Below are 11163 nucleotides of genomic sequence, written 5' to 3' on the forward strand. Positions count from 1 at the left end.
ACCGGGGCCAGGGGTGTTCCCGGCCGCCGTGATCCCGTCGGAGCCGGCGCGGGCGACGGGTCCCGGCAGGCGGACGGACCCCGCCCTCGCGCTCGGCGAGCGGGCCCGGCAGAAGGAGACTTCGGACCGGCGGGAGCGGCCGTCCCCGGGCCGCTGAGAAACGACGGGACCGGGACGCTCCCACCCGCCGCCGAACGGCCGCGGCCACGTACCATGGCCGCATGTCGTTCCTCCGCCGCCGCAGCGCCACGCCCGCCGGGCCCGAATTCGACGTTCTGGCCATGGACCCGGGCGACTGGCCCGGCAATCTGGGCGCCGGGCTGCTGCCCGCCCCCGACGGCAGCTGCCAGGGCGTCTTCCTGCGCTACGACCTCTTCGGCGGCCGCGGCCCCGCGATGATCATCGGCAATCTGCCCGAGGGCTCCCCGGCCCGCGAGGTGGAGGAGGGGGAGATCCCCTTCGAGGTGGCTCAGCTGCTGCTCGCGCTGGAGAACGACGAGGAGGTGACCGTCGTCGGCGTCGAGGACATGCCGGTGATGCAGGGCGACAACCTGCTGATCGTGCGCCGTCTGAAGCTGTCCGAGGGCCGCATCTCCTGCGTGCAGTTCGACCGCAGCGACAACGTCCTGGTGACCATCGCCGCCTGGGACCGCCCCATCACCGACGACCTGTACGCCCTGCTGAAGCCGCTCCCGGCGGAGCTGTTCCAGCAGGGCTGAGGCAGGCAGGGTCCGGTCCCGGGAACCGGCGGGCCCTAGGAACCCGACGGCATCGCCTTCACGTCCGCGGCCCTCACGAACGCCACCCGGTGGCCGTACTGGATCTCGTAGTACTGCTCGCGGCCGACGACGAGCCGGTGCGAACCGGTGGCGAAGGCGGCCGCGTAGTAGTACTCGCCCGGCACCTTGCCGCCGACCACGTACCGCTGCCCCTTGGGCAGCCTGTACGGCAGCGCGGCGACCGGCTGGACCGGGACGCCCGCCGGGTAGGCCGACGCCTCGGGGTAGGCGCGGCCGTAGAGCGGAACGCTCGCGACGCCGTCCCTGGGCGTGACCACCTGGCCCGCCGCGGGGACGGCCGTCGGCCGCGCGGCGGGGTTCTCGAACCACGCCTTCCGGCCGAGGTACCAGATCGCCGTCCAGTCGCCCCACCGGTCCGCGACCGCGTACTGCTGCCCGGTGGACACCCGTGACGAGGTGTCGTTGAGGCCCTTGGTCGGGCCCGACCCCTGGCCGGCGTCGTCGATCAGGGCGGACTTCTCGTCGTGGTCGGCGTAGAGCCGCACCGCGCTGGAGCCGTGCGCGGCACAGGTCTGACGCCGGGCGGCGCAGTCCGTGTACACCGGCCGGTTCGCGGCGTAGTCCGGCCGGATCGTCACCAGGCCGCCGCCGCCGCCGCCGTCGGCGGTCGCCGTGAAGGGGGCGTCCAGCAGCTCGAAGTAGTGTCGCCAGTCCCAGAAGGGTCCGGGGTCGGTGTGCATTCCCGAGATGCTCGCCGCCGTCGGGCCGGGCACGTTGTCATGGCCGAGGACGTGCTGCCGGTCGAGCGGGATGTCGTACCTGTCGGCCAGGTACTTCACCAGTCGGGCGGACGAGCGGTACATGGCCTCCGTGTACCAGGAGTCCGGGGCGGCGAGGAATCCCTCGTGCTCCAGGCCGATCGACTTGGAGTTGACGTACCAGTTGCCCGAGTGCCAGGCCACGTCCTTGGCCTTCACATGCTGGGCGACATGCCCGTCGGTGGCGCGCAGCGAGTAGTTCCAGGACACGTAGGACGGGTCCTGGACCATGGTCAGCACCCCCTCCCAGCCGCCCTCGGTGTCGTGGACGACGAGATAGTCGATGTCGGGCGAGGCGGGCCGGTCGGCGACGTCGTGGTTGCCGTAGTCGTCGTCGCCGAACTGCTCGTAGGGCGCCGGGATCCACTCGCAGGACACCGTGGACGGGCATTCGGCGCCCGCCGCGGAGACGTGGCGCAGGCCGGTCCCGCGCAGCTGTGCCGTCCGTGGCGCGAGACCCGGCTGCGCGGCGAGGGCCACCGTCTGGCCGGCGTCCGTGGTGCGCCGTTCGCCGGCGCGCAGCACGCCGAACACGTCGTTCGCATAGGCGGCGGCGGTCGCGGTGTCGTCCGCCCCCGAGAAACGGGCCACCGCGCCGTACCAGTCGGCCGGGTCGGCGCTCAGGGGCTCGCCCAGGCGGCGCTGGGTGTCCGCGAGCAGGGCGGCGCCGCCCGCGATGTTGGCCGCGGGGTCGGTGCGCAGGTCCTCGGCGGCGAGGCCGGCGAGCTTCGCCGCCCTCGGCAGGGTCTTCAGACGGGCCGGGATCCGCCCGCTCGACGGCGCCTTGACGTGCGGCGCGGGGGCCGGGGGCCGGGCCGTCCGGGCGGAGTCGCCGCGCGGGTTCGCCGTGCCGGCGCCGTGGCGCGGGGCTGCGGCGAGGGCCGCACGGACGTCGGTCAGATGCATCGGGCCGTAGCCGCCGGTCACACTCGGCGCCCCGGCATGCGCGTCCCAGCGGGACTGGAGGTAGGAGACGCCCAGCAGGACGCTCTGCGGCACGTGGTACTCGGCGGCCGCGGCCGCGAAGGCCCGCTGGAGGCTGTTCGCCGGCCGGGGCGCGGCGTCGGCAGGGCGGGCGGCGCCGAGGAGCGGCAGCACGAGAGCCGCCGACGCCAGGGCGCCTGCGGCTCTGCGGATACGTCTGTGCGGTCCGGGGGGAGTGGCGGGTCTGCGCAATGCGGCCTCCTGGGACGAGAGAGCGGGGCGTGCGGGCCGACCACGGTCGGCCGGCCGGGCCGACGACCCGTCAATCATGCCCATAGCGGGACGAATTCCCTCGTCAAGACACCGCATACGTCAGTCCCGGTGCGCGGCCGTTCAGGCGCACCGGGACTGACGCTCTCTCAGCGCGTGCCGACCGCCGCGCGCACGGCCCGGCGGGCCAGCTGGCAGTCGTCGTGCAGTCGTCGCAGCAGCAGACGCTGTTCTTCTCCGGACGGCGTGGCTCCCGCGTGGGTCGCCCCCGGGGTCGTCGGGTTCGTGTCGTGCATCGAGCGCTGCACGGCCGTCTCGTAGGTGCGGATCTCGCGGGTCAGGACCAGCATCAGGTTCACCAGGAAGGCGTCCCGGGAGGCCGGGCCCGCCGACTGGGCGATCTGGCTGATCTGACGGCGTGCCACCGGCGCGTCGCCCAGCGCCGACCACAGCGTCGCCAGGTCGTAGCCCGGCAGGTACCAGCCGGCGTGCTCCCAGTCCACCAGCACGGGACCGGCCGGTGAGAGCAGGATGTTCGACAGGAGGGCGTCGCCGTGACAGAACTGGCCCATGCCCTGCCGGCCCGCGCTGGCCGCGATGCCGTGCAGCAGCTTCTGCAGGTCGCCCAGGTCCCGGTCGGTGAGCAGACCCAGCTCGTGGTAGCGGGAGATGCGGGCGGCGTAGTCCAGCGGGGCGTCGAACGAGCCGGCCGGCGGCCGCCAGGCGTTGAGCCGGCAGATCGCGCCCAGCGCGGCCCTGATGTCCGCCCGCGGCGGCGCTTCGGTGGGGTGCCGCTGCAGGGCTGCCGCCCGCCCCGGCATCCGCTCGATCACCAGCGTGCAGTTGTCCGGGTCCGCCGCGATCAGTCTCGGCACCCGCACCGGGGGGCGCTGCCGGACGAACGTGCGGTATGCCGCTATTTCGTGCCGGATCCGCTCGGCCCAGACGGGGGAGTGGTCCAGTAAGCACTTGGCGACGGCCGTGCTGCGTCCCGTCGTGCCGACCAGAAGCACGGAACGTCCGCTGCGGCGCAGCACCTGGACCGGCGCGAACTCCGGACAGATGCGGTGCACCGACGCGATCGCCGTGCGCAGCTGGGCGCCCTGGGGGCCGGAGAGGTCGAGCCTCCCGCTGAGCGGTTGCGTGCCGAGCCCCGCGGGTCGGCGCACGCCGCCCGCGCCGAGCGCGGGGGCCGCCGTTCGCGCGGGGGCCAGGTAGGGGCCGCCACCGCCCGGGCGGGTGTGCAGCGACCGGGGCGGGGCGGACACGGAGGACGATGCTGCGTACATGGGGGAAACAGATCCCTTCGTGTGCCGGACGTCAGAGCGCTGCCCCGACCGGCCCTTTCGGGTGCACCCTGGGGAATGTCCCTCGGCGACCGGGTCGGGGTGGCGCATTCCTACCTGACACCCGTCGCCCAGTGGCACACCATCTGGCGAACCCTGGCGAACCCTGGCGAATAGTCGCCCGGCAACTTTCCCGGGGCTACTGTCAACTCAGCCGAGAACCTGGGGGCTTGACGTGAGCGGACAACCCAACACCCGTCTCTCGGACCTGTTCGGCCTGGCCGGCTGGTCCAAGGGCGAACTCGCGAGGCTGGTCAACCGGCAGGCGGCGGCCATGGGCCACCCCCAGCTGTCGACCGACACCTCGCGGGTGCGGCGGTGGATCGACACGGGAGAGATCCCGCGCGATCCGGTGCCGCGGGTGCTGGCGGCCCTGTTCACCGAGCGTCTCGGCCGTGTCGTGACCATAGAGGACCTCGGTCTGGTCCGGCACGGGCGTACAGGTAAACGGCCCGGCGGCGGGAGTGCTGAACACCCCGACGGCGTGCCGTGGGCGCCCGAACGGACTGCTGCGGTCCTCACCGAATTCACGGGAATGGACCTCATGCTCAACCGACGCGGTCTGGTGGGCGCGGGTGCCGCGCTCACCGCGGGATCAGCTCTCAGCAGCGCCATGCACGACTGGCTGCACACCGACCCCACCCTCTCCGCCGATGCTCCCACCGTCGACCATCCGCTCGTCCATCATGCCGATCCCGCCGGGTTCGACCGCTACGAGGCCGCTCCCATCGGGGCGGGGGAGGTCGACGAACTGGAGCGCTCCGTCGAGGTGTTCCGGGCCTGGGACGCGGCCCGCGGAGGCGGGCTGCAACGCAAGGCGGTGGTGGGACAGCTCAACGAGGTGGGCGGCATCCTGGCCTACCGTCACCCCGCCCATCTCCAGCGACGCCTGTGGGGCGTCGCGGCCAACCTCGCCGTCCTCGCCGGCTGGATGTCGCACGACGTCGGCCTCGAACCCACCGCCCAGAAGTACTTCGTCATCGCCGCCCATGCCGCGCGGGAGGGCGGCGACCGGCCGCGGGCCGGTGAGGCGCTGTCCCGGGCCGCCCGGCAGATGGTGCACCTCGGACGGCCCGACGACGCCCTCGACCTGATGAAACTGGCCCAGTCCGGCTCCGGGGAGGAGGTACTGCCGCGTACCCGGGCGATGTTCCACACCATCGAGGCCTGGGCGCAGGCGGCGATGGGCAAGGGGCAGGCGATGCGGCGCACCCTCGGCCGGGCGGAGGACCTCTTCGTCTCCGACAAGGGCGACATCGTCCCGCCGTCCTGGATGCAGACCTTCAAGGACGAGGATCTGTACGGGATGCAGGCGCTCGCCTACCGCACGCTGGCCGAGTTCGAGCCGCAGGCGGCCGCCCACGCCCAGTACTACGCGGAGAAGGCGCTGGCGCTGCGCGTCGACGGACGCGAGCGGTCGAAGATCTTCGACCATCTGTCCATGGCGTCCGCCTGCTTCATCGCGGACGACCCCGAACAGGCGGACCGGTTCGCACGGCTGGCCCTGATGTCGATGGGGTCGAACTCCTCCCGGCGCACCTGGGACCGGCTGAGCCAGATGTACCGGCTCACCGCGGAGTACGCCGGCTACCCGAGGATCAGCGAGCTGCGCGAGGAGATCAGGCTGGCGCTGCCGAAGCAGAAGGGCGCGAAAGGGGGCGGCAGCGCCCGGGCGTGAGCGAGTCGGCTTCTGCGCCGCCGTCCGTCACCGGGTCGCCCGGCCTGCTAACGGGTCACCCGGGCGACGAGCACACAGGCGTCGTCGGTGCGTTCGGCCTCGCCGCACTCCTGCACGGCCGCTTCGACGCACTCCTGGGCGCTGCGTGTTCCGTCCAGAAGCGGGGCCAGCGCGAGGAGACGGTCGGCGGGGGCGAGGCCGTCGGTGTGGAGCAGGATCAGGTCGCCCTCACGGAGGGGCTCCTCGGCCTGCTCGTACGCGGTGCGCGGGGCGGTTCCGAGCAGGAATCCCTCCGGCGCCCGCAGCCGGCGTCCCGTCCCGTCGCGGAACAGCAGCGGGGCGGGGTGACCGGCCTGCGCCCACACCAGGGTGCGGGTCCGCGGCCGGTAGCGGCAGCACAGGGCGCTGCCGAGGACCGGTCGGACGGTGGCGTCCAGTAACTGGTTCAGCCAGGACAGCAGCCGGGCCGGCTGGGCGCCCGCCATGGCCATGCCGCGCAGGGCGCCCAGCAGCATCGCCGTGTTCGAGGTGACGGCCGGGCCGTGTCCGGTGAGATCGCCGATGCTGAGCAGCGTCTCGTCGTCGGGGAGTTCGAGCGCGTCGTACCAGTCGCCGCCGATCAGGGAGGTGCTGGCGGCCGGCAGATAGCGGGCGGCGACGTCGAGCGTGCTCGGGCCCTGGTGCGGCAGGCGCAGGGGGACGCGGTGCGGGGGCAGGACCGCCTCCTGCAGTTCGACCGCCCGCCGGTGCTCGGTCTGCGCCTGCCGCCGGGCCTGCAGCGAGTCGTGGCTCTCGCGCACCGCGCGCTGGTTGCGGCGCAGTTCGCTGACGTCCCGCAGCACGGCCCACATGGAGGCGGTGGCGCCGTCGGAGTCGAGCACGGGTTCGCCCATCATGTGCACGGTGCGGGGGGCGCCCGTCGCGCGCAGGATGCGGAACTCGCCGTCGATGGGCCGGGCGTCGACCAGGCAGTCCGTGACCATGGCGGTCAGTTTGGGCCGGTCCTCCTCGAGGACGACGCAGGGGAGTTCGTCGAGGGTGAGCGGGGGAGTGGCGGGGTCGCGGCCGAGGATGCGGAAGAGCTCCTCGGACCACACGGCTTCGTCCGTCAGCAGGTTCCACTCCGCGCTGCCGACCCGGCTGACCAGGGACCCGTCGCGGGGAGCCGCGGCCGTGGGCGGGGGGCCGGCGGGCGGCGCGAGCCGGGGGCCGTCCCGTAACTGGGCCAAGTGCGCGTCGAGGTCGTCGAGTTGGTGCCGTGCCAGATCGCACAGGGCGCGCTGCCATCGTCCCTCGGGGTCCGTCGCGTCGCCCTGGGCGTCCTGCCGTACGGCGTCGATGTCGCCCTTGAGCCGTCGGGTCTGCGAGATCAGCGCGTCCACCGAGCCGCGCGCCGGCGGCTGGGCGGCGGGGTGATCCGCGGAGACGTGGGGCGGCATGAGGCTCTCCGATGCGGGACGGTACGACGAAGGCTGACGCGAGGGCCGTTACGACTGTGGCACAGCCCGCGACGCGGTGTAAGGGATTTGGCAACACACGATTCGGTGGTGCTTCCGGCATATGCCAGTGTCTTCGCGAAGGGGTGGGGGAGTGCGGCGCGGGCGCCTCGAAGAGGCTTCAAGTCGTAGACAAAGTACGTGACTTGAGGGACTCGTGAGGGAGCTGGGGTGAGTGTCATCCGGGTGTTCGACGGGCATATGTTCTACGCTTCTGACGGTGTGACGCAGGTCACATAAATTGGTGCCGAGCAAGGCGTAATGCGATCGGCCTCCGGGAGGTCCTATGTGCATGGACACCACTCTGGAACAACCCGTCCGCGCTTGGTTGATCACCGCGGAGGACCAGGCGCTGCCCGTGCCCGCCACGCTCCGCTACGACTGCGCCGACCCGTTCGCCGTGCACGTCGACTTCCCGCCCGAGGTCTCCCTCGCGGGCGAACCGGTGACCTGGACCTTCGGCCGCGTGCTGCTGGAAGAGGGCGTGGACGGTCCGGCCGGGAGCGGCGACGTGCACATCTGGCCCTGCGGGCCGGTCCGTACGGTGATGGAGTTCCACTCCCCGCTCGGGATGGCCCTGCTGCAGTTCGACACCGGGGCCCTGCGCCGCTTCCTGCTGCGCAGCTACGCGGTCGTGGCCCGTGGCGCCGAGGACGTCGACGGCGCGGTCGACCGGGGTCTGCAGGCCCTGCTCGGCAACGTCTGAGGCCGTCCCGCTCAGCGGCCGCCGCCGGCGTACAGCCCGGGGCGCGGGGCGAGTTCGACGGCGACGCGTGCCCCGCTCCCGAGGGCCCGGACTCCGGCCTCGGCGACGGCCGAGGCCGCGTAGCCGTCCCACACGGACGGTCCGACGACCCGGCCGCGCCGGGTGGCGTCGACCCAGGTCTGCACCTCGCGGTCGTAGGCGTCCGCGAACCGCACGAGGTAGTCCTGCGGCACCTCCACGCCGGCGGAGCCCGCCGCGGTGACGAGCGGGCCGTGGTCGTCGCCGATGCGCGCGCTGCCCGCCTCGCACACGGCCTCGCAGCGCACCTGGTACCCGAAGCCGCAGTTGACGAAGACCTCCACGTCGACCAGGGCGCCGCCCGAGGTCTCGAAGAGCACGAACTGAGGGTCCAGCAGGCCCTGCGGGGCGCCGGGCGAGGGGCGCGGCCGCAGCACGGAGACCGAGGTCAGCTCCTGGCCGAGCAGCCAGCGGGCCGCGTCGATCTCGTGCGACACCGAACTGTCGACCAGCATCGCGCTCGTGAAGTCCGGCGGCGAGGACACGTTGCGGTGCACGCAGTGCAGCATCAGCGGCCGTCCCAGCCGCCCGTCGTCCAGCAGCGCCTTCAGCCTGCGGTACTCGGCGTCGTACCGCCGCATGAACCCGATCTGCGCCAGCCGCCGTCCGAGCCGGGCCTCCGCCTCCAGTACCCGCAGCGCCCCCGCCGTGTCCGGCACCATGGGTTTCTCGCAGAGGACCGGAAGGCCGCGGGCGAAGGCCGCGAGCAGCGCCTCCTGGTGGACGGGACCGGGTGAGGCGATCAGCACGGCCTCGACGCCGGGCGCGTCGAGCAGGGCCTCCGCCTCCGTGTGGACCGTCACCGCCTCGATGCCGGCCACGGCCTCCTCGGCACGCGCCGCTTCGGGGTCGGCCACGGCGGCCACCCTGGCTCCGCTCACCACACGATCCAGGCGGCGTACGTGGTCGGCGCCCATGTGCCCGGTGCCCAGTACAGCCACGCCCAGCAGGTCGCCCACGCGCCCGCCCCCTCCCGTCGACGATCACGCCGTAGCGTACGCCGCCGGGGAAAGCAGCCGAACAGGGCCGTGGCGAGCCCGCGGTCAGTAGCGCAGCACGCCCGCGATGCCGTCCATGTCGCCCAGGGTGCCGTCCGGCACGAAGCGCACCGCGGCGCCCGTCTCCAGGCACTGCTCGACGATCTCGTCGACGATGTCCTCACGGGCGTCCAGATCGCCGCTCGCGGCCGGCACGAGGTGGTCCCCGTGGTCGCGGACCGTGATCCGGTAGTTCTCCTCGACGGCCAGCAGCCGGACCCGGCCCTGCCGCGCGTTCTGCCACAGCTCGTCGACCCCGGCCGCGAACATGCGGTGCCCGCGCGCCGAGTCGAAGACCCGGGTGATCGACGCCACGTCGCGGCGGGACTCCGCGTCGAGCAGCGGGCGCACCGCCTGCCACACGGCCTCGGGCGGGCCGTGCGAGAGTCCGCCGTGCGCGACGTGCACGGCCTCGCGGGTGACGCCGCCCAGCTCGTCGAGGAGCGACAGCGCCGCCTGCTCGCCCGTGACGAACAGCGGCCGCGGATGTGTGCGCAGCACTCCGCCCACAGCGGTGTCGGCGTCGCGCAGGAAGTGGCGGGCGCCCTCGTCGCGGAACGTGCTGGGCTGGTCGCCGGTCCGCTGCATGCGCTCGGCGTCGAAGTTCGGCCGGCTCCTGACCAGGGGGAAGCCGCCGGTGTGCTCCTCGGTGACCCGGTCGGCGCCGCCGTTCCACAGGGTGACGCGGTCGGCGGAGACCGAGAGCACCCAGAAGGGACGCTCGGCGGCCTGCGCGGAGACCAGGTTGCGGGTCAGGAAGGTGTCGGAGAGCACCACGCGTTCGGGCACGGGGCGGGCGAGAGACCACACCTGGTGCTCGCCCGGCGCCGCGTAGATGACCAGGCCGTCCTCGCTGTGCGTCAGGTCGACCTCGGCCAGCGCGCGATCGAGGTGTCCCGCGACGTCGGCGCGCCGCTCGCGGGTGATCGCCGGATCGTGCTCCAGCTGTCTCTTCGCCTCCGCCACGACGTTGCGGAGCCGGACCCGGTCCTGGGCGTTGCCGGGCTCGCGCCGATGGGTCGGCGTCAGCACGGACACCGCCGGATAAGGCCGTGGGCGGCGCAGTTCGGAGAGGGCGGCGGGGCTCAGTGCGTGCTCCATACGAGCACGATAGGTCCGAATCGCGTAGCGGGCATTCGGGGCAGGACGGGCACGGGGGAGGCGTGCGTGGTCACACTTCGGTCTCCCCGGTGGCCGCCGGTGACGGCGGCCCCCGCGGCCGGTTACCGTACGCGTCAGTAACCGGGACCGCACCGCAGGAGGCATCCATGCCGCAGCTCGAAGTCGACGGCGCAGCACTGACGTACGACGACGAGGGCCCGCGCGACGGTGACGGCGTGCCCCTGGTGTTCGTGCACGGCTGGACGGCCGACCGGCACCGTTGGGACCACCAGGCGGCGTACTTCGCGGGGAAGCGCCGTGTCATCCGGTTCGACCTGCGCGGGCACGGCGAGAGCAGCGGGGCGGGCGTGAAGACGGTCGAGGAGCTGGCGCGGGACCTCCTCGCTCTCCTCGACCACCTGGAGATCGAGCGGTTCGTGCTGGTCGGCCACTCGATGGGCGGGATGATCTCGCAGACCGTGGCCCTGTCCCACCCAGGGCGGGTGGAGCGCATGGTGCTGGTGAACTCCATCGGCCGCATGACCTACAGCCGGGGCCGGGGACTGCTGATGGGCCTCTCCACCCTCGTCCCCTTCAAACTGTTCGTCGCCGCCAACATCCAGCGGGCCTTCGCCCCCGGCTATCCGCGTGACGAGATCCGCCGTTACGTGAAGTCCTCGGCGGACACCCCGCGCGAGGTGGTGATGACCCTGTACGGCGCCATGCGGGCCTTCGACGTCCTCGACCGGGTCGGGGAGATCCAGGCCCCGACGCTGATGATCCACGGCTACCACGACATCCAGCTGCCGGTGCGGCAGATGCTGCGGATGGCCAAGGCCTACCCGGACGCCGTCGTGCGCATCATCGACGCCGGTCACGAACTCCCGGTGGAGAAGCCGGCCGAGCTGACCGCGGCGATCGACGCCTTCGTGACCGTCGGGTCCGTGTAGTCCTCGCGACGTCGCCCTC

General features: G+C 73.0%; 9 protein-coding genes. 4 read left to right on the plus strand and 5 right to left on the minus strand.

Going from position 1 to position 11163, the window contains the following annotated elements; translation table 11 throughout:
- Window positions 1-221: 221 nt before the first annotated feature.
- Window positions 222-719, plus strand: a complete 498-nt coding sequence (locus tag ACN6LD_RS10920) for a hypothetical protein (protein ID WP_266718634.1) — start codon at window positions 222-224, stop codon at window positions 717-719.
- A gap of 35 nt (window positions 720-754) precedes the next feature.
- Here the strand turns inward: ACN6LD_RS10920 and ACN6LD_RS10925 are convergent, their stop codons facing one another.
- On the minus strand, window positions 755-2734 hold the full coding sequence (locus ACN6LD_RS10925; protein ID WP_445043002.1) for an N-acetylmuramoyl-L-alanine amidase: 1980 nt from the start codon (window positions 2732-2734) through the stop codon (window positions 755-757).
- A gap of 167 nt (window positions 2735-2901) precedes the next feature.
- The gene (locus tag ACN6LD_RS10930; protein ID WP_319194721.1) at window positions 2902-4041 is read right to left on the minus strand and encodes an aminoglycoside phosphotransferase family protein; all 1140 of its coding nucleotides are present in this window, start codon (window positions 4039-4041) and stop codon (window positions 2902-2904) included.
- 232 nt (window positions 4042-4273) lie between these two features.
- Between ACN6LD_RS10930 and ACN6LD_RS10935 the strand changes: the two genes are divergently transcribed.
- Window positions 4274-5776, plus strand: coding sequence for a DNA-binding protein NsdB (locus ACN6LD_RS10935; RefSeq protein ID WP_445043003.1), 1503 nt, complete (start codon window positions 4274-4276; stop codon window positions 5774-5776).
- 47 nt (window positions 5777-5823) lie between these two features.
- Here ACN6LD_RS10935 and ACN6LD_RS10940 read toward each other — a convergent pair whose 3' ends face one another.
- The gene (locus ACN6LD_RS10940) at window positions 5824-7215 is read right to left on the minus strand and encodes a PP2C family protein-serine/threonine phosphatase (protein WP_445043004.1); all 1392 of its coding nucleotides are present in this window, start codon (window positions 7213-7215) and stop codon (window positions 5824-5826) included.
- A 349-nt stretch (window positions 7216-7564) separates the two neighbouring features.
- Here ACN6LD_RS10940 and ACN6LD_RS10945 point away from each other — a divergent pair, with 349 nt between their 5' ends.
- The gene (locus ACN6LD_RS10945) at window positions 7565-7978 is read left to right on the plus strand and encodes an SsgA family sporulation/cell division regulator (protein ID WP_319197109.1); all 414 of its coding nucleotides are present in this window, start codon (window positions 7565-7567) and stop codon (window positions 7976-7978) included.
- An 11-nt stretch (window positions 7979-7989) separates the two neighbouring features.
- Here ACN6LD_RS10945 and ACN6LD_RS10950 read toward each other — a convergent pair whose 3' ends face one another.
- Both ACN6LD_RS10950 and ACN6LD_RS10955 read right to left on the minus strand, forming a co-directional pair.
- The gene (locus ACN6LD_RS10950) at window positions 7990-9015 is read right to left on the minus strand and encodes a Gfo/Idh/MocA family protein (protein ID WP_445043005.1); all 1026 of its coding nucleotides are present in this window, start codon (window positions 9013-9015) and stop codon (window positions 7990-7992) included.
- Window positions 9016-9099: 84 nt separating this feature from the next.
- Window positions 9100-10194 carry a baeRF3 domain-containing protein gene (locus ACN6LD_RS10955; RefSeq protein WP_445043006.1) on the minus strand — a complete coding sequence of 365 codons (1095 nt, stop codon included), beginning with the start codon at window positions 10192-10194 and terminating at the stop codon, window positions 9100-9102.
- 167 nt (window positions 10195-10361) lie between these two features.
- Between ACN6LD_RS10955 and ACN6LD_RS10960 the strand changes: the two genes are divergently transcribed.
- On the plus strand, window positions 10362-11144 hold the full coding sequence (locus ACN6LD_RS10960; RefSeq protein WP_445043007.1) for an alpha/beta fold hydrolase: 783 nt from the start codon (window positions 10362-10364) through the stop codon (window positions 11142-11144).
- Window positions 11145-11163: the final 19 nt, after the last annotated feature.

The sequence above is a fragment of the Streptomyces sp. SAS_272 genome (assembly GCF_052543235.1).

Coding starts and splice junctions, on each gene's coding strand:
- ACN6LD_RS10955 (WP_445043006.1), bottom strand. CDS start 10,194: ATGGAGCACGCACTGAGCCCCGCCGCCCTCTCCGAACTGCGCCGCCCA.
- ACN6LD_RS10920 (WP_266718634.1), top strand. CDS start 222: ATGTCGTTCCTCCGCCGCCGCAGCGCCACGCCCGCCGGGCCCGAATTC.
- ACN6LD_RS10930 (WP_319194721.1), bottom strand. CDS start 4,041: ATGTACGCAGCATCGTCCTCCGTGTCCGCCCCGCCCCGGTCGCTGCAC.
- ACN6LD_RS10940 (WP_445043004.1), bottom strand. CDS start 7,215: ATGCCGCCCCACGTCTCCGCGGATCACCCCGCCGCCCAGCCGCCGGCG.
- ACN6LD_RS10945 (WP_319197109.1), top strand. CDS start 7,565: ATGGACACCACTCTGGAACAACCCGTCCGCGCTTGGTTGATCACCGCG.
- ACN6LD_RS10960 (WP_445043007.1), top strand. CDS start 10,362: ATGCCGCAGCTCGAAGTCGACGGCGCAGCACTGACGTACGACGACGAG.